This window comes from Streptomyces sp. NPDC001410 (assembly GCF_042895235.1).
Classification (GTDB): domain Bacteria; phylum Actinomycetota; class Actinomycetes; order Streptomycetales; family Streptomycetaceae; genus Streptomyces.
On the sequence record NZ_JBIAWE010000003.1, the window covers coordinates 199,656 to 216,315 of the forward strand.

A 16,660-nucleotide genomic window follows, 5' to 3' on the forward strand; every position below is an offset into this window, starting at 1 on the left:
CGGGGGCGCACTCGTTGGGGAGCGGTGTCGGTCAGGCCTGCCGCCTGCGGCGCAGTGTGAGGTACGTGCCCGTGACGCCGGCGGCCAGCAGGGCGCCCACACCGAGGCCGACCGGGAGGGCCGGGATCCCCGAAGTGCCGGTGGTGGCAGCCGTGTTCTGCATCGCCGGGCCGGGTGTGATGCTCGTGGCCACCGGGGCGACGTACTTGACGGGTCCGACGGACTTCACCGAGCCGTCCGAGTTCAGCAGCACCTGCTTGTTGTTCGGGTGCCCGAAGTCGAACATGCCCGCCAGGGAGCCGGCCGTCGCATCGAAGGAGTGGTCGCCGATGCGGCCCGTGTGCCAGTTGTCCTCGATGAACCGGGTGATGGACGCCTGGTCCGTCAGCGTGTGGTCGACCTTGTTCACCTTGCTGTACGGGGAGATCACGAGCAGCGGCTGGCGGGTGCCAGGACCACAGCGGTCGGCGTAACCGCCGGACGCCTTCGGGCCGTTCTGGCAGGCCGGGCTGTCGGTGGCCTTGCCGTTGGAGCCGAGCGAGGTGTCCTTCGAGCCGTTGCGCGGGGCGGCGTACGCGTGGTCGTACCAGCCGTCCGAGTCGTCGTAGGCGACGACGACCGCGGTCGACTTCCACTGCGGCGAGCGCTGGATCGCGTTGATCTGCTTGACGAGGAAGTGCTGCTCGTCGAGCGGGTCGGAGTAGCCGGCGTGGCCGTCCTGGTACTCACCGGCCTTCACGAAGCTGACGGCCGGGAGCTTGCCCGCCTTGACGGCGGCGGTGAAGTCGGTCAGGTCGTAGTTGTGGTTGGCCTGCCCGTTGTGGCCGATCTCCGAGACGCTCTTCGGCGGCAGGTGGTGCGGGTTGGCCGTCGACTTGTAGTACGCGAACGGGTTGTGGTGCGGGCTGTAGTCGGTGACGGCCGCGCCGTCCACGTTGGTGTGCGTGGTGTCGCACTTGGCGTACGACCCGGACGTCCCGTTCCACGCGGTCGAGGGCCGGAAGCCGCCCTGGAACCAGCCCCAGGACACCTTCTTCGTGTTCAGCCGGTCACCGATGTTGGCGCCCTGCATGGCCGCCAGCGCGTTGGTGCTGGTGTGGTCCTTGCCGGAACAGTCGTCGAAGGCCGGGTCGGGGTCGTTGATCACAGTGCCCACGCCCTTCGCGTCGGGCGACTTGACGGTGTACGGGTCGGGCGTCGCCGTCCGCTTGCCGGTGGCCGGGTCGACGGAGACCACGCCGTGCGTCTGACCGGAGATCAGGTTGAGCGCACCGGGCGTGGAGGGGCCGTAGACCGAGCTGAAGGCGCGGTCGGACAGGGAGTAGTGCTGGGCGTAGTTCCACAGCGCGGTGACGGTGTTGCCGTCGTAGTAGTCCATGACGAGGCCGGGCTCGCCGAACAGGCCCCCGCTGCACTTGTCGACCTCGGTGTTCTGCACGTACTGGTCGGCCCTGCCGCCGTTCGCCGCGTACTGCTCGGCTCCGTAGGAGTGGTTCTGGTCGCAGGTCATCGCCTGGGCGGGGGAGAGCCGCTTCGGCGTGTACTGGTTGGGGTTCGTCCTGAGCAGCCCGGCGTGGGCGAGGGTGTCGATGTTCTTGGGGGTGTTCCTCGACGCCTTGAACTTCGTGCCGTCCGTGTTGGCGGCCTTCGGGTACGTGGCGAAGTAGTGGTCGAAGGAGATGTTCTCGTCGAAGATCACGACGACGTGCTTGATGGGCGTCGCGGTCGAGGACGGCCCGGAAGGCACCGCCGCCCAGCCGGGCGCGTTGCTGCCGAGCACCGTGAGCGCGGCCGCTCCGGCGAGCGCCGTGATGCTCCGCGTCGCCGCTCGTCTTCCTCTGCTGGCCATGGTGGTTCACCCTCCGGGCGGGAACGTCTGTGCGTCGTACGAGCACGGATGCTGCGCGAGCGACGGGGCGCGGCGGCGGAGGGGCGGTGGCGCGGGAGTGAACACCGGGTCAGGGACGCTGGGGCAAACCTTGACGGTGAATTGACCCGCCTGCCCGCCGAGTTGTCCGGACAGGCTCAGCCCAGCAGGGCGCGCCCGTACCAGTCCGTCGCGTCCCGCACGCCGGGCAGTGCGAAGAAGTAGCCGCCGCCGAACGGGGAGATGTAGTCGGTGAGCGGCTCGCCCGCCAGCCGGTGCTGCACGGTCTCGAACTGCCGTACCGGATCCTGCTGGTAGCAGGTGAACAGCAGGCCCATGTCGAGGTTGCCGTTGCCGTCCATGCCCCGGTCGTAGTTGTAGGCGCGGCGCAGGATGCGCTGGTGGGCGGTGGCGGCCGTGCGGGGGTTGGCGAGGCGTATGTGGGCGTCCAGCGGGATGACGTCGCCCTTGGGATCGTCGGCGTACTTCGGCGTGTCGTGCTCGTGGTCGCCGTCCAGCGGTGCGCCGGAGGAGCGGGCCCGGCCGAACATCCGCTCCTGCTCGCTCAGCGAGACCCGGTCCCAGAACTCCACCAGCATCCGGATCAGCCGGACGACCTGATAGCTGCCGCCGACCGTCCAGTCCGGCTCGCCCGTGCCCCTGCCCACCCACACCAGGCGGTCCATCTCACCGGCGCTGTTCGCGTCCGGGTTGGCGGTGCCGTCCTTGAACCCGAGCAGATTGCGCGGGGTGCCGGAGGGCCGGGGCGGACCGGAGAAGCCGTCCAGGCGCCAGCGGACCTGCATGCCGCCCCGGGTGTGCCGGGCGATGTCGCGCAGGGCGTGCAGGGCGGTGTCCGGGTCGTCGGCGTGCAGTTGGAGACTGAGGTCGCCATGACACCAATCGGGCCGCAGGTCGTCGTCCGGGAAGGCGGGCATGGCGGTCAGCCGCCGGGGCCGCAGCGCGGCCAGCCCGAACCGGTCGTCGAAGAGCGAGGCGCCGACCCCGACGGTCACGCCCAGCGCGCCCGAGGGCAGCCGGTCGCCCAGGATGCCCGAGTCCGCGGGCGGCCCGGTGATGCCCACCGGGGACGGCGTCCCGCCCGAGGTCAGGAAGCGGGCCCGGTCGGTGAGCGTGCGCAGCAGGTCGGTCAGGTCCGCGCGGTGCTCGGCGGTCACGTCGAGCGACACGAACACGCTGGTCCGCCGCGAGGGCGCGAGCACGGATGCCTGGTGGGCACCGTGGAAGGGGACGACGGGGACGACGGCCGCTGTGGGCGCGGCGGCACCGGTGGCGAGCCCGGCTCCCGCGAGGGCGGCACCGCGCAGGAAGCCGCGCCTGCCCACTGAGCCGGGTCGGTCCGTTCCGCTCACGCCGTCCTCCGCGGATCGCAGAGGGTCGCCACCGACGCGAGCCGCTCGACCAGGTCGCCGAAGACCGAGTCGACGCGCTCCCGCCCGGCGCGGGGCAGGGCGGCCGGCGCGGTCCAGCCGCCGCCGTGCCGGAACCCGTCGAGCAGGTGCTGCGCGTGGTCCAGGTCCCGGTCGAGGCCGGGCAGGTCGGCGTACCGCGTGGTGAGCAGGGGACGCAGCCGGGACAACACCTCGCGGGTGCCGTCGAGGTTGGCACGGGCGGTGGCGAGGTTGCTGCCGCTGCCGTAGTCGGTCCGGCCGGTCAGCTCGAACTGCACGGTGTTCTCCAGGATCTCGTGCGCGCGCAGACCGAGCTGGGCCGGATCCATGCGGGTCTGCGACCAGCTGTCCCGCAGCCGGGTCACCGCCTTGACCAGCGCCGCCGCCGGGGCGCGCAGGCGGCCCGCGGACTGCCCGTGCCACAGCCCGTACTCGACGCGGTGGAACCCGGTGAAGCCCCGGTCGCCCACCCCGCCGGGCAGCCCCGCGTCCGTGCCGTCGATCTGCCCGTCCGCGTCCCCGAAGGCGTCGTACGCCGCCCCCAGCCGCTCGTACTCCAGATGGGCCGGCAGCCAGGCCGACCGGGCGCCGGCGAGGTCGCCGCGGTCGATGTCCCGGCCGAGCTTCGTCGTCAGCCGGACCAGCTCGTCCAGACCGCCGCCGACCCACTTCTGGTAGGCGAGCGCGGGCGGGATCAGGTCGTGCTCGGTGACGGGGGCCGCCCCCGGGCCGCGCCGCCCCGACGTGACACGGACGCTGGGCCCGGTGACGGCGTCGGCGTCGTCGGGCACGCACCTGAAGGCGTACGTGCCCTTGCCCAGCCGGACGGTCAACTGCCGTGTCGTACCCGGGCCGATGCCCTCCACCTCGCCGTACACCACCTGGCTGCCCGGGTCCTCGAGGTAGACCTCGGCGGCGCCGTCGGAGGCGTTGTGCAGGTCGAAGGTCTGCACCCCGGACGCCGGCCGGGTCCAGCCGCGGCCGCAGCGGCTCGGCGAGACCTCGACCGTGACGGACCGCGCGGCCCGAGCGGGGCGCCCGCCCATGAGGGAGAGCGCCAGCAGGGTCCCTCCCACGGCGAGGGCGAAGGCGAGGAGCAGCACTCCAGCCGTTCGGAGAGCGACCGGCCGCGAGCCGAGGCGGGGCAACGGCATGGCGAGCCTTTCCGGAACGACGTACGCAGACGTCCACGCGGCTGAGCGCAACGACTGTGCGAACGCCGGTGGGACGGCCTCATGGTAGGCAGCCCTTCGCACCCGAACAGCCGTCCCAACGATTCATTGACCAGGAATTCCCCCCGGGTTCACCGGCGGTCGTCCCGCCCCGCCCGGTCGCTACGACACCGGCCGCTGTGCCGGGCTGCGCAGTGACGGCTGCCGTCGGGCCTTGGCGGCGCAGAGTGGCTGTGCGGTCGCCGGCGTCGAGTACCGCCGCGTCGGTGGCGGCGGGGGCTGGCCGGTCACGTTGACCGACACGGCGGAGGCCGTCGACCGGCTGCCCCACCTCGCCGCGCAAGCCGCCCCCGGCTGTGTCGACCCGGCGCGCGTGGTCTACGCCGGGCACTGGGCCGGCGGTCACCTCGCCCTGTGGGCCGCGCTCCGGCATCGCATGCCGGACGGCGCACCCGGCCGGACGGAAACCCCGCCCGCCGTGCTCGGTGTGCTCGCCCTCGCCCCCACCGCGGACCTGGCGTGGGCCGACGAACGGGGCAGCGGCCGGGGCGCCGTCGCCGCCTTTCTCGGTGGTGGGAGGGGGCAGGTCCCGGAGCGGTATGCCGCCGCGGATCCGGCAGCCCTCGGCGTCCCCGCCGGCCCGTACGGTCGTGGTCCACGGCGACCTGGATGAGGCGCTGCCCGTCGCCATGGCCCGCCGGTACGTCGCACGGGCGGGCGCCACACTCCACGAGCTGCCCGGAGCCGGTCACTTCGACGTGATCGACCCCGACTCGGCGGCCTGGCCCGTGGTGACCGAGGCGCTGCGGACCGTCGTCGCCGGGGCCGAGGCCTGAAGAAGCGGGAAGCCGCGCCCTGTTCAGCGAACGGGGAAACCGAAGGAGTACCCCTGCTGCTTCAGCCAGGGCAGCAGGGTGCGCAGCGCGGCCACGGTCTGGGAGCGGTCGCCGCCGGCGTCGTGGAAGAGCACGGTCGGGCCGTTGTGCAACTCGCCCTTGACGGTGGTGATGATGGCGTCGGTGCCGGGCCGCTCGAAGTCCTTGGAGTCGACGTTCCAGCCCAGCGGCCGCATCCCGTGCGAGGCCGCGAGGTGCCGGCTGTACGGGGTGAACGCGCCGCCCGGGGCCCGGTAGTACATCGGCCGTACGCCCCCGGACGCCTTCGTGATCTGGCGCTCGGCGTCCAGGATCTGCTGCGACTGGTAGGCCTCGGACTTCTTGTCCATGGTGGTGTCGTGCGACACCGTGTGGTCGCACAGCCGGTGCCCGGCCGCCACCACCTTCTTGACCATGTCGGGGTGGGCCTCCGCCTGGGTGCCGACCATGCAGAACGTCGCCTTCACGCCGTTGTCCTTGAGTACCTGCAGCACCTGGGGGGTCCACTGCGGGTCAGGGCCGTCGTCGATGGTGATGTTGACCGCGTGGTCGCCGCCGTCGGAGGCGTGGACGATCGTGGCGGACACGGGCACCGCCTTCTTGGCGGCGGGGTGCGCCGCCTGATGTCCACCGGTCTGGCCGGCCTGCGCGGTCCACACCGACGTGGCGGCGGCCACCGCCGTCACTCCGACCGCCGCCGCGACCACCCGGCCGTACCATCCCCGCCCGCCATGCCGTGCCATGTCCGCCCCGCTCTTCGCCGTGTTGGTGGGTCCCCCCGTGCACCTGTCAGGACGGGATAAGTTGACTGCGGGATCCGTCTGTTACAGATCACGGACAATTCCGGGGTACTTCTGGGACAGGTGTCCGAGCGGCCCCACCGGAACCCCTCGCTCCCCTGGGCCGGATTTCGCCTCTCGCCCCCTATGCCCTGTTGATGCGCCGCCGCGTCACGGCTTCCATCTACTGGCTGCTCAACTAGGTCCACTCCCGTCTTGTTCACTTACCTGAACATCGCTCACGTGGGTGTACGTGGCGGGGCGGGCTGTGCAAGGCTCGATCAACTTCCCTTCCGCTGTGCCGAGTTGGAGGATGCGGGCCGATGGAGATCTCCCGACGTAGCGTGCTGACCACGGCGGCCGGCGCGGCTGCCCTGTACGCGGTGCCGACGACAGCGGCCCAGGCGGCCGAGCAGACCCCCACCTCGGTCGTCCGTACGCTCCGGGCCGCCGCCGACTACGCGATCGGGAAACTCCGCACCGTCGCCCCGGGCGTGACGGCCTTTCCCGTCGGCACGAAGGCCGAGAAGTGGGTGTACTCGCAGAACGGCGACTGGGTCGGCGGCTTCTGGCCCGGCACGCTCTGGATGGCCTGGCTCCACAGCGGCGACGACACCTTCCGCACACTGGCGCTCGACTCCGCCAAGAAGCTCGCTGCCCGCCAGACCGACACCACCACCCACGACCTCGGCTTCCTCTTCTACCCCTCCTGGGTCACCGCTTGGCGCCTGACGGGCGACGACACCTGGCGGGCCGGCGCCGTGCGGGCGGCCGACTCGCTGATCCGGCGCTACAACTCCAACGGCCGCTTCATCCGGGCCTGGGGCGCGCTGAACGATCCGAACAACGCGGGCCGCGTCATCATGGACACGATGATGAACCTCGACCTGCTGGCCTTCGCGAGCGAGCAGACGGGCGACGGAAAGTACCTCGACATCGCCACGGAACACGCGAACACCGCCCAGCGGGTGTTCCCGCGCCCGGACGGATCCACCCCCCACGTGTACGACTTCGACCCCGCCACCGGCGCGCCGATCGGCCCCAACACCGTGCAGGGCTACAGCCCCACGTCCTGCTGGGCGCGCGGACAGGCCTGGGGCATCTACGGCTTCACCACGATCCACCGCCGCACCGGCGACCAGCAGTTCCTGACGACCGCACGCCGACTCGCCGACTACGCGCTGGGCGCCCTCACCGCGGACCACGTCCCCGTGTGGGACTACCGGGCGCCCCAGCAGCCGTACGACGTCAAGGACGCCTCCGCCGGCGCGATCATGGCCTGCGGTCTGCTGGACCTGTCCGCGGCGACGGGCAGACCCGAGTACCGGGAAGCCGCCCTGCGGCTGCTGACCGCGCTGGCGAAGACCTGCCTGACCAGGAACTCCACGCGTGCCGAGGCCGTCGTCGCCCGCTGCACCCGCAACCGCCCAGCCGAGGACGGGATCGAGATCTCCCTCCCGTACGCCGACTACTACTTCCTCGAAGGCATCCTGCGCGTCCTGCAGCCGCAGGACGTCGACCGGGCGATCGACCTGTCCGGCGCGAAATGAGGACGACGCGGGGCCGAGGCGACGCTACGGTGCCCTGATGCCTCTCTATCCGGAGATCGAGCCGTACGCACACGGCATGCTCGACGTCGGTGACCACAACCTCGTGTACTGGGAGACCTGCGGCAACCCCGAGGGCAAGCCGGCGGTCGTGCTGCACGGCGGTCCGGGATCCGGGTGCGGCCCCTACCCCCGGCGCCTGTTCGACCGGCCGCCTACCGGATCGTCCTGCTAGACCAGCGCGGCAGCGGCCGCTCGACACCGCACGCGAGCAGCTACGGCACCGACATGAGCGTCAACACGACCGCGCACGTCATGGCCGACCTGGAGCTGCTGCGGCAGCACCTCGGCATCGAACGCTGGCTGGTGTGGGGCGTGTCGTGGGGCTCGGTGCTCGCCCTGCGTTATGCGCAGACTCATCCGGAGTCCGTCTCCGAGCTGGTGCTGACCGGAGTCGCGACAGGCTCCAACGCCGAGGTGGAACTGCTCACCAGGGGACTCGGCAGGATCTTCCCGGAAGCCTTCGACCGGTTCCTGGCCGAGCTGCCGCCCGCCGGGCGCGACGGCAACCTCGCCGCAGCCTACAGCCGGCTCCTGGAGTCCCCCGACCCCGCCGTACGGGAGCGGGCGGCACGGGCCTGGACCGACTGGGAGACGGCGACCATCCCCGCACCGCCGCGCTCCGTCGCCCGCTTCGAAGACCCCGTGTACCGCATGGGCTTCGCCCGCACCGTCACCCACTACTGGGGCAACGACCACTTCCTGGGCGAGGAGGGCGACGGGGGCGTGGTCCTGCGCCACGCCCACCTCCTCGCCGGCATCCCCGGCACCCTCGTGCAGGGATCGCTCGACTTCGGCAACCTTCTCGGCATCGTCTGGCGCCTCCGCCAGGCCTGGCCCGGCAGCGAGTTGGTCACGGTGGACGACGCCGGCCACACCACCGGGGCACCCGGTGTGGCGGAGGCACTGGTGGCGGCCACGGACAAGTACCGGAAGTGAGCTGTCGACGCCTGACTGGCCGGCGTATCGGCACCACCGGGAGCCGCACGAGGCCTAGCCGGTGAACGGGTCTTCCAGCGTGGGGATGCACGGGGAAAGAAGCTGCTCCGTGTGCTCGCTGAGGGTGCCCCGGACGAGCCTGAGGACGCGGGCCTCGTTCTCGTGCCGCGGGTCCTCGTCGTCGCGCACGTGGAGGAGCCCGTAGGAGCCGGGAGCGATCGTCGCCACATGGGCGAAGAGTTCGAAGACATCCGGCGCGGAGCGGTGGTTGGAATGCCCGCCCAGGTGGATGAACGGCTCGCCGTTCATCCACCGGAGGTCGAGGAGGTAGGGGCTGTCCATCGCGGCGATGCGCTCGCGCAGCTCGTCGACGATCTGCCGCAGCCGCGAGTCGTCGTCCTCCTCGCCCGCGCTTTCCCGCACCGTGATCCAGCCGTGGTACTCGAACACGCCTCGATCCTACGGCCCTTCAGGTGAGCGGCCGCCGCGCGTACACCTCGATCTCGATCTTCATCCGAGGGTCGGCGAGGCCGCAGACGAGCATCGTCGCGGCCGGGCGGACCTCGCCGAAGCAGCGGCGCAGGACCGGCCAGCAGGGCTCGAAGTCCTCGCGGTCGGGCAGCAGGTAGCGCACCCGTACGACGTCCGCGAAGCCGCAGCCCGCCTCGGACAGCGCGGCACCGATGGTGCGGAGGCACTGCTCGGCCTGTTCCACCACGTCGTCGGAGATGGTCATGGTGGCGTAGTCGAACCCGGTCGTCCCGGAGACATGGACCCAGTCGCCGTCCACCACGGCACGGGCATACCCGATCTGCTCCTCGAAGGCCGAGCCGCTGAGGATCGCACGTCGCTCTGTCATGCGCCGAACGCTAGGTGACCTGCATCGATACGTCTAATACTGTGAGGAGCATGACCTGATATCTCTGGGCGTATGATGCGACCCGAACTTCCCCTCGCGCAGCTGCACGCCTTCGTCGTGCTCGCCGAGGAACTCCACTTCGGCCACGCTGCCGCCCGGCTCGGCATCGCCCAGCCACCGCTGAGCCAGCAGATCCGCCGCCTGGAGGACAAGGTCGGACATGCGCTGTTCCGCCGCGAGCCGGGACACGTCGCGCTCACTGCGGCCGGCCGCGAACTGCTCCCGGCCGCCCGGCGGGCCCTCACCGACCTCGCGGACGGCCTGGCCGCGGCCCGCGCCGTCGGCAGCGGCCGGACCGGCCGGCTGCGCATCGGATTCGCCGCCTCCCTCGCCCTGACCGTCCTGCCCGGACTGCTGCGCACCTTCCGGCAGCGGTTCCCCGATGTGCACCTGGACATCCACGAGATGACCACCGCGCCGCAGATCGCGGCCCTGCACGACAGGACCATCGACATCGGCCTGCTGCGCGAACCACCCGCCGACGAGCCGGATATCGGCTTCCGGACGGTCCTCAGCGAGCCCTTCGTGGCCGTGCTCCCGGCCACCCACCCCTTGGCCACCCAACGGACCGTACGAATCGCGCAGTTGGCCGACTCGCCGTTCGTGCTCCTGCCCCGGGCGGTCGGCCCCGGACTGTACGACCGGATCACCGGCCTGTGCGCGGACGCGGGCTTCACACCCCGGACGGCCCAGCATGCGGTGGAATGGCAGACCGTGTGCGCCCTCGTGGGGACCGGTCTGGGCGTCTCCCTGGCCCCGGCCGGCATCCGGCGCATCCGCCTCAAGGGCGTCGCGTTCCGCGGGATCGTCCCCGCCGCCGCACGCACCCGGGTCGCCGTGGCCTGGCGCACGGCCGACCCGAACCCCCTGGTCGCCCATCTTCTCGCGACGGTCGGCGGGGAATGACCCGGGCGCGCACCACGCCGCGTCCGTCAGCGGCCGTAACGCCGCTCCCGGGCCGCGTACGACCGCAGGGCCCGCAACAGGTCGATCTCGCGGAACGCCGGCCACAGGACGTCCACGAAGTGCACCTCGGCGTAGGCGGACTGCCACAACAGGAAGCCGGAGAGGCGCTGTTCGCCGGAGGTACGGATGATGAAGTCGGTGTCGTGCCCGGCCGGCGAGTACAGGTTGTCGGTGATGTGCTCCAGATCGAAGTCGGCGGCCAGCTCCGTGGGGTCGCCTCCCGCGCTGATGTGCTTGTCGAAGGCCGCCTTGACGGCGTCGACGATCTCCCGGCGGCCGCCGTAGCCGACGGCGACGTCGACCTTCAGCCCGCCGCGGCCCTGGGTGAGGGCGGCGGCCTCCTTGAGGACGCGGGCGGTGTTCCCGGGCAGCAGGTCGAGCGCGCCGATGATCTCGATCTCCCAGGGCTCCCCGGGGGCGCAGATGCGCCGGACGGTCTCCTCGATTATGTCGAGCAGGGGACCGAGTTCGTCGGCCGGCCGGTGGAGGTTGTCGTCCGACAGCATCCACAGCGTGACGTGCTTGATGCCGGCGTCGGTGCACCAGTGGAGGAAGTCCGTGACCTTGGCACCGCCGACGCGGTACCCCTCCCGGACGTCCTGATGTCCCGCACCCCTGGCCCAGCGCCGGTTCCCGTCCAGCATGATCGCCACGTGCCGCGGCCGGGGCAGGCCCTCCAGCTTGCGGTTCAGGCGCCGTACATAGACCGCTTCCAACGCCGAACGCAAGGCCTTCATCGCCACGCCGATGTCCCTTCTCCCTACCCGTGTTCGAGGGCGCAAGGATAGTGCCAGGTTCCGCGCACGAGCCACGCGGGAGTGGAGCCGTCCGGTTTGCGCGGAGCCGCTACGCTGCGGGCGTGACCGGTCGACCGATGAGCCGCCGCGGCCTGTTGGAGGCCGCGCTCCTCGGCGCCCCGGCCCTCGCCCTGGCCGGCTGCGCCGGCGACGGCGGACCCGACTGGCGGCTCAGGCTCGCGACGGGAGCGCCCGGCGGGCCCTACAACGCCTTCGGCAAGGCACTGGCCGTCCAGGCCGCACAGGCCGTCCCCCGGCTGCACATCACCTCGCTCAGCACCTCGGCCAGCGTGGACAACCTCCGCAGACTCGGCGCAGGATCGGCGGACCTGGGCCTGGCGATGGCGGACGCCGCCGAGGACGCCGTCCAGGGGCGGGAGCCGTTCGCCGGCCGGGCCGCCGTGACGGCTCTCGCCCGCGTCTACGTCAACTACACGCACCTGGTCGTACCGGCCGACGGACCCGTGCGGTCCGTGGGGGATCTCGCGGGCCGCTCGGTCGCCACCGGCGCGGCGGGCTCCGGCGGACAGGTGCTGGCGAACCGGCTGCTGCGGGTGACGGGTCTGACCGGAAAGCGGTCGGTACGGCAACGACAGCTCGGCCTCGCCGCCTCGGTGGAGGCGCTGCGCACGGGCACCGTCGACGCGCTGATCTGGGCCGGGGGAGTGCCGACCCCCGCCCTGTCGGCGCTCGCCCGCGCATTCCCGTTGCGCTTCCTGCCGCTGGAGGAACAGGCCGCCGTCCTGCGCGACACGTACGGCCCCGTCTACACGGCGGTCACCCTCCCGGCCGGCGTGTACGGGCTCACCGAGCCGATCGGCACCGTCGGCGTGGGCAACTATCTGCTGGCCCGCTCCCAGGTGCCGCAGCAGGCGGTGCGCGAGGTGCTCCAGGTGGTGTTCGACCGGTGGCGTGTGCTGCTGCGGGAAGTCACGGCGGGCGCCCGGCTCGAACCCAGGTTCGCCGTCGCCACGGGGGCCGTGCCCCTGCACCCCGGCGCGGTGGCCTACTACCGCTCGGTCTACGGCTGATCCGGCACCGGACCCGGCAGGCGCAGCTCCACCACCAGGCCGTGGGGACGGTTGCCGGCCGTGGTGAGCCGGCCCCCGCTGAGGCGGGCGATCTCGTCGGCGATGGCCAGGCCCAGGCCGCTGCCGGGCACGTTCTGATGCTCGGGCGCCCGGGCGAAACGCCGGGTGAGCAGCGGGAGCTGATCGTCCGGCACCCCCGGCCCGTCGTCGGCGACGCGCACCACGACCTCACCGTCCGCGAGCGCGGCCGTCACCGCGACCCGCCCGCCGGAGGGGACGAACTTGACCGCGTTGTCGAGGACCGCGTCGAGGATCCGGCCGACGGCGTCCGGCACGGCCGGCGCCCGCAACCCCTCCCGCACGGCAGCGGCGCTCAGCGTCACCCCGGTCGCCTCGAACACCGGCTGCCACGCGGCCACCCGCTCACGCACCCCGCGGGACACGTCCTGCTCGGTCCGCTCCGCCGTACCCGACTCCACCCGCGCAAGCGCGAGCAGGCCATCCAGAAGCTCCTCCAGGCGCTCCGCCTCGTCCAGGGCGCGCGCGTGCTCCTTCCGGCCGGGGCCGGGCGCGAGATGCGGCTCGACGTTCTCCAGCTGGAGCACGAGGGTGGCCAGCGGGTTGCGCAGTTGGTGCGAGGCGTCGGCGACGAAGGCGCGCTGGCGGCCGAGCGAGTCGGCGACCGCCTCGGCCATGCCGTTGAAGTGCAGGCGCAGGCTGCGCAGTTCGGGCGGTCCCGTGTCGGAGACGGCCCGGGTCTCCAGGCTGCCGGACGCCAGTCCGGCGACGGCCCGGTCGAGGTCACGGACCGGGCGCATCAGCCAGCGGGTGATGCCGGCCGCGACGAGGGCCGCGGCCGCGAAGGCGGTGAGCGCCCCGCAGGCGATGAGCGCCCAGCGCACGGTCACGTCCCACCGGGCCGCGGTGGTCGGGACGGCCAGCAGGACCGCGCCGCTGACCCGTTCGTCCCGGCCGACCGGCTCGGCGAGCACCACCCGGTCCGGCCCCCACGGCCGTACGGTCGGCAGCCGCTCGGTGGACCGCCCGGTCAGCGCCCGGCCGAGGACATCGTCCGCGGCGGACGGGGAGACGCCGGCCCCCGCCTGCGCGAGGGTCCGCCCCGCGGAGTCCACCACGGTCACCGAGGCGCCGTACAGCTCGGCGTACCGGCGGATCTCGGTGGACAGTTCGGCACGGTCGGCGGCGGTGCGCACCCGGTCGGCGAGGTCGGCGAACCGCACGGCGTCGGCGCGCCGCTGGAGCAGCAGATGTTCTGTCCGCCCGCCGGCGTAGGAGCCGGCCAGCGGAACCGACAACAGCAGCGTCGCGGCCCCGATGAGGACCATCAGCACGGCCAGCAGCCTGCGCCTCATGGCCGGCGGCCGTCCCGGCCGTCGGTGCCGAGCTGATATCCGAAGCCCCGCACCGTACGCACCAGTTCGGCGCGGCCCGTCTTCGCGCGGATGCCCGCCACGTGCACGTCCAGGGACCGGGACGCGGCGAGGAAGGCGTCGCCCCAGATCCGGTCCAGGATCTCCTCGCGGGAGTGCACCTCGTCCGGCCGGGCCGCGAGGAAGGCGAGGACGTCGAACTCGCGCCGGGTGAGCCGTACTTCCGCGCCGTCGACCGTGACCGTACGGCCCGCGATGTCGATCTGCACATCGCCGGTGCGCACGGGACCTGAGCCGCCGTCCGTGCCACGGGCCGCCGCCGCCCCGGTGCGGCGGCGCACGGTGTCGATCCGGGCCATCAGCTCGTTCATCCGGAACGGCTTGACCACATAGTCGTCGGCGCCGGCCCGCAGCCCCTGCACGATGTCGCGCTCCTCGCAGCGGGCCGTCACCACGATCAGCGGCGCGTCGCACACCGTGCGCAGGCGCCGCAGCAGCTCAAGCCCGTCCAGGTCGGGCAGGCCGAGGTCGAGCAGCACGAACTCGGCCGCGTGGACGTACCGCAGGGCGTCCAGGGCCCGGCCGGCCCTGCGCACCGTGTGCCCGCGCTGGGCGAGGGCCGTGGTCAGAGCCTGGGCCATACGGTCGTCGTCCTCGACGAGCAGCGCGTGCATGTGAAGTCCTCGTGCCGTGGTGACCTGGGCGGCAGCTTACGGAAGCGGCACTGCCCGGGTCACCACCGCGTCAGCCGGCGGCCTTCGCGGGAGACCGGTCGCGTCCGGTGTCCGCCTCGACCTCGGCGCGGCTGAGCGCCGCGTCACGGGTGTCCGGCATCAGCACGTAGGTGACCAGCGACACGAGCGCGCACCCCGACACGTACCAGAAGAACACCTTCTCGTGACCGCTGTCCTTGAACCACAGGGCCACGTACTCCGCCGTCCCGCCGAACAGCGCGTTGGCGACGGCGTACGGCAGCGCCACCCCGAGGGCGCGGACCCGGGTGGGGAACAGCTCCGCCTTCACGGCCGCGTTGATCGAGGTGTACCCGGTGACGATGACCAGGGCCAGCAGGGACAGCCCCAGCGCCGGCCAGTACGAGGACGCCGAGCCGAGGGCGGTCATGATGGGGTACGTGCCCACCGTGCAGCCCACCGCGAAGGTGATCAGCAGCGGCCGGCGGCCGATCCGGTCGGAGAGCATCCCGGCGAAGGGCTGGAGCAGCGCGAAGACGGTGAGCGCGGTGAAACTCACCAGGGTGGCCGTGGACTTGGCCATGCCGGCGCTGCCGATCAGGTACTTGGTGAGGTACGTGGTGTACGTGTAGTACGCCACCGTGCCGCCCAGGGTGAGCGCCATGACCAGCCCGGCCTCGCGGCGGTGCTGCCACAGCGCCCCGAGCGTGCCGCGCGCGGTGTCCGTACGGTCGTCCGCCCCGGACTCCTCGGTGAACGCCTCGGTCTCGGTCAGTCGGCGCCGCAGCCAGAACACGACCCCGGCGAACAGCGCACCGAGCACGAACGGGATCCGCCAGCCCCAGCTCTCCAGCTGGTCCGTGGTCAGGGTGTGCTGCATCGTGATGAGGATGGCGAGGCCGAGGAGTTGGCCGCACGTCATCGACACGTACTGGAACGAGGAGCCGAGCCCGCGCCGGTCGCGGGCGGACGCCTCGGTCAGATAGGTGGCGCTGGCGGCGTACTCGCCTCCGATGCTCAGGCCCTGCAGCAGCCGGGCCAGCAGCAGCACCACGGCGCCGAAGTAGCCGGCCTGGCCGTAGGTGGGCGCGACGGCGATGAGCAGGGCGGCCACCGACATCATGGTGACGGTGAGGGTGAGCGCGCTCTTGCGCCCGTGCCGGTCCGCCGCCCGCCCGAGGATCCACCCGCCGACCGGACGCATCAGGAAGCCGACGGCGAAGATGCCCGCCGTGTTCAGCAGCTTGGTGGTCGGGTTGTCGCCGGGGAAGAACGCGTCGGCGAAGTAGATCGCGAAGCTGGCGTAGACGAACCAGTCGTACCACTCGACGAGGTTGCCCAGGGACCCGCCGACGAGGGCGAGACGGCGGTTTCCGGGGGAGGCCGACGGCGGCTTTCCGGGCAGGGCGGCAGACGATGACATGGCGGCTCCAGGTGGGGAAATCCGGTGGGATCGGGGAGCGGGAGAGTGCCCCCGGAACCTGAGTGCGCCCGAGCATGCGGGCCGCCGCCGCACCCGGACAAGATCTGCCGCGCAGATCTAACATGCCGCTAAGAAAGCGGCTGTGAGCCCGTCCGGGAAGGCGGCTGCGGGCCCGTCACTCGCCTGCTAGTGCCGCCCGTACGATCGCCGCCGCCGCCTTGGCCGCCGCGAGGACCGGCGCCGTGCTGCGCGCGGCCCGGCCGAGCATGAAGGCGCCCTCCAGCAATGCGATGACCGAGCTTGCCGTCTCCCGGGCGGCGGGCTCGGCGATGCCCCCTTCGGCGTAGTACGCGGCGAGATGGCCGGCCCAGCTGTCGAAGACCTCCGAAGTGGCCCGGCGCAGCGGCTCGTTGGTGCTGGCGACCTCCATCGCGACCGTGGCGATGGGGCAGGGGTCGGCGAAGTCGAGTTCGGCGAGGGTGCCGGCCGCGGCCGTGAAGGCGTCGGCGGTGGCCGCGACGCGGTCCTCGTACGGCGTCATCAGCGCGGTGATGAGCCCCAGGTAGACGGCTCCCGAGGTGCGGATCACCTCCTTGCCCAACTGGGCCTTCCCGCCGGGGAAGAAGTGGTAGATCGACCCGAAGGGCGCACCGGCGGCCGCCGCGATCTGCTTCATGCCGGTGCCCGTGTAGCCCGTGCGCCGGAACAGCTCCGTGCCGGCGCTCACGATGCGCTGCCTGGTCTCGTGGGTGCTGGGAGCCTTGCTGTCGCTCACGGCGGGAGCCTCCGG

16 protein-coding genes and 1 pseudogene are annotated in these 16,660 nt (G+C 72.3%); 6 read left to right on the forward strand and 11 right to left on the reverse strand.

What is annotated here, in order from left to right; genetic code table 11:
- Positions 1 to 31: 31 nt before the first annotated feature.
- The 3 genes from ACFY3C_RS07530 to ACFY3C_RS07540 form a co-directional block, all read right to left on the reverse strand.
- Positions 32 to 1,849 (reverse strand): phospholipase C, encoded by a 1,818-nt coding sequence (locus ACFY3C_RS07530; protein WP_390770088.1) that lies wholly within the window; start codon positions 1,847 to 1,849, stop codon positions 32 to 34.
- A 176-nt stretch (positions 1,850 to 2,025) separates the two neighbouring features.
- Positions 2,026 to 3,240 carry an iron uptake transporter deferrochelatase/peroxidase subunit gene (gene efeB / locus ACFY3C_RS07535; protein ID WP_390770089.1) on the reverse strand — a complete coding sequence of 405 codons (1,215 nt, stop codon included), beginning with the start codon at positions 3,238 to 3,240 and terminating at the stop codon, positions 2,026 to 2,028.
- Positions 3,237 to 4,433: an imelysin family protein gene (locus ACFY3C_RS07540; RefSeq protein WP_390770090.1), complete on the reverse strand. Its 1,197-nt coding sequence runs from the start codon at positions 4,431 to 4,433 to the stop codon at positions 3,237 to 3,239. The genes efeB and ACFY3C_RS07540 overlap by 4 nt, the downstream gene beginning before the upstream one ends.
- 205 nt (positions 4,434 to 4,638) lie before the next feature.
- On the opposite strand from ACFY3C_RS07540, the gene ACFY3C_RS07545 reads away from it, so the two are divergent.
- Positions 4,639 to 5,124, forward strand: coding sequence for an alpha/beta hydrolase (locus ACFY3C_RS07545; RefSeq protein ID WP_390770352.1), 486 nt, complete (start codon positions 4,639 to 4,641; stop codon positions 5,122 to 5,124).
- Positions 5,102 to 5,287: a hypothetical protein gene (locus ACFY3C_RS07550; RefSeq protein WP_390770091.1), complete on the forward strand. Its 186-nt coding sequence runs from the start codon at positions 5,102 to 5,104 to the stop codon at positions 5,285 to 5,287. Before ACFY3C_RS07545 ends, ACFY3C_RS07550 begins: the two co-directional genes overlap by 23 nt.
- 23 nt (positions 5,288 to 5,310) lie before the next feature.
- Here ACFY3C_RS07550 and ACFY3C_RS07555 read toward each other — a convergent pair whose 3' ends face one another.
- Positions 5,311 to 6,069 carry a polysaccharide deacetylase family protein gene (locus ACFY3C_RS07555; protein ID WP_386577610.1) on the reverse strand — a complete coding sequence of 253 codons (759 nt, stop codon included), beginning with the start codon at positions 6,067 to 6,069 and terminating at the stop codon, positions 5,311 to 5,313.
- A gap of 359 nt (positions 6,070 to 6,428) precedes the next feature.
- On the opposite strand from ACFY3C_RS07555, the gene ACFY3C_RS07560 reads away from it, so the two are divergent.
- Positions 6,429 to 7,655: a glycoside hydrolase family 88 protein gene (locus tag ACFY3C_RS07560; protein ID WP_390770092.1), complete on the forward strand. Its 1,227-nt coding sequence runs from the start codon at positions 6,429 to 6,431 to the stop codon at positions 7,653 to 7,655.
- A 37-nt stretch (positions 7,656 to 7,692) separates the two neighbouring features.
- A pseudogene (gene pip, locus ACFY3C_RS07565) lies at positions 7,693 to 8,651 on the forward strand (prolyl aminopeptidase).
- 54 nt (positions 8,652 to 8,705) lie between these two features.
- On the opposite strand, the gene ACFY3C_RS07570 reads toward pip, so the two are convergent.
- On the reverse strand, positions 8,706 to 9,101 hold the full coding sequence (locus ACFY3C_RS07570) for an Imm7 family immunity protein (RefSeq protein WP_386577612.1): 396 nt from the start codon (positions 9,099 to 9,101) through the stop codon (positions 8,706 to 8,708).
- A 19-nt stretch (positions 9,102 to 9,120) separates the two neighbouring features.
- On the reverse strand, positions 9,121 to 9,510 hold the full coding sequence (locus ACFY3C_RS07575) for a RidA family protein (protein ID WP_390770093.1): 390 nt from the start codon (positions 9,508 to 9,510) through the stop codon (positions 9,121 to 9,123).
- Between the two features lie 72 nt (positions 9,511 to 9,582).
- Here ACFY3C_RS07575 and ACFY3C_RS07580 point away from each other — a divergent pair, with 72 nt between their 5' ends.
- Positions 9,583 to 10,476 carry a LysR family transcriptional regulator gene (locus ACFY3C_RS07580; protein ID WP_390770094.1) on the forward strand — a complete coding sequence of 298 codons (894 nt, stop codon included), beginning with the start codon at positions 9,583 to 9,585 and terminating at the stop codon, positions 10,474 to 10,476.
- 26 nt (positions 10,477 to 10,502) lie between these two features.
- Here the strand turns inward: ACFY3C_RS07580 and ACFY3C_RS07585 are convergent, their stop codons facing one another.
- Complete coding sequence (locus ACFY3C_RS07585; protein WP_386577699.1) at positions 10,503 to 11,273, reverse strand: isoprenyl transferase; 771 nt, start codon at positions 11,271 to 11,273, stop codon at positions 10,503 to 10,505.
- 122 nt (positions 11,274 to 11,395) lie between these two features.
- Here ACFY3C_RS07585 and ACFY3C_RS07590 point away from each other — a divergent pair, with 122 nt between their 5' ends.
- Positions 11,396 to 12,364 (forward strand): TAXI family TRAP transporter solute-binding subunit, encoded by a 969-nt coding sequence (locus tag ACFY3C_RS07590; protein WP_390770095.1) that lies wholly within the window; start codon positions 11,396 to 11,398, stop codon positions 12,362 to 12,364.
- On the opposite strand, the gene ACFY3C_RS07595 is transcribed toward ACFY3C_RS07590, so the two are convergent.
- The 4 genes from ACFY3C_RS07595 to ACFY3C_RS07610 form a co-directional block, all read right to left on the reverse strand.
- Positions 12,355 to 13,737 carry an ATP-binding protein gene (locus tag ACFY3C_RS07595; RefSeq protein WP_390770096.1) on the reverse strand — a complete coding sequence of 461 codons (1,383 nt, stop codon included), beginning with the start codon at positions 13,735 to 13,737 and terminating at the stop codon, positions 12,355 to 12,357. The genes ACFY3C_RS07590 and ACFY3C_RS07595 overlap by 10 nt on opposite strands.
- The gene (locus ACFY3C_RS07600) at positions 13,734 to 14,429 is read right to left on the reverse strand and encodes a response regulator transcription factor (protein WP_386577617.1); all 696 of its coding nucleotides are present in this window, start codon (positions 14,427 to 14,429) and stop codon (positions 13,734 to 13,736) included. Before ACFY3C_RS07600 ends, ACFY3C_RS07595 begins: the two co-directional genes overlap by 4 nt.
- Before the next feature lie 70 nt (positions 14,430 to 14,499).
- Positions 14,500 to 15,870, reverse strand: coding sequence for an MFS transporter (locus ACFY3C_RS07605; RefSeq protein WP_390770097.1), 1,371 nt, complete (start codon positions 15,868 to 15,870; stop codon positions 14,500 to 14,502).
- Between the two features lie 175 nt (positions 15,871 to 16,045).
- Entirely contained in the window at positions 16,046 to 16,645 is a 600-nt protein-coding gene (locus tag ACFY3C_RS07610; protein ID WP_390770098.1) for a TetR/AcrR family transcriptional regulator, read from the reverse strand.
- Positions 16,646 to 16,660 lie beyond the last annotated feature (15 nt).

Coding starts and splice junctions, on each gene's coding strand:
- ACFY3C_RS07530 (WP_390770088.1), bottom strand. CDS start 1,849: ATGGCCAGCAGAGGAAGACGAGCGGCGACGCGGAGCATCACGGCGCTC.
- ACFY3C_RS07540 (WP_390770090.1), bottom strand. CDS start 4,433: ATGCCGTTGCCCCGCCTCGGCTCGCGGCCGGTCGCTCTCCGAACGGCT.
- ACFY3C_RS07555 (WP_386577610.1), bottom strand. CDS start 6,069: ATGGCACGGCATGGCGGGCGGGGATGGTACGGCCGGGTGGTCGCGGCG.
- ACFY3C_RS07560 (WP_390770092.1), top strand. CDS start 6,429: ATGGAGATCTCCCGACGTAGCGTGCTGACCACGGCGGCCGGCGCGGCT.
- ACFY3C_RS07575 (WP_390770093.1), bottom strand. CDS start 9,510: ATGACAGAGCGACGTGCGATCCTCAGCGGCTCGGCCTTCGAGGAGCAG.
- ACFY3C_RS07580 (WP_390770094.1), top strand. CDS start 9,583: ATGATGCGACCCGAACTTCCCCTCGCGCAGCTGCACGCCTTCGTCGTG.
- ACFY3C_RS07585 (WP_386577699.1), bottom strand. CDS start 11,273: ATGAAGGCCTTGCGTTCGGCGTTGGAAGCGGTCTATGTACGGCGCCTG.
- ACFY3C_RS07595 (WP_390770096.1), bottom strand. CDS start 13,737: ATGAGGCGCAGGCTGCTGGCCGTGCTGATGGTCCTCATCGGGGCCGCG.
- ACFY3C_RS07600 (WP_386577617.1), bottom strand. CDS start 14,429: ATGCACGCGCTGCTCGTCGAGGACGACGACCGTATGGCCCAGGCTCTG.
- ACFY3C_RS07605 (WP_390770097.1), bottom strand. CDS start 15,870: ATGTCATCGTCTGCCGCCCTGCCCGGAAAGCCGCCGTCGGCCTCCCCC.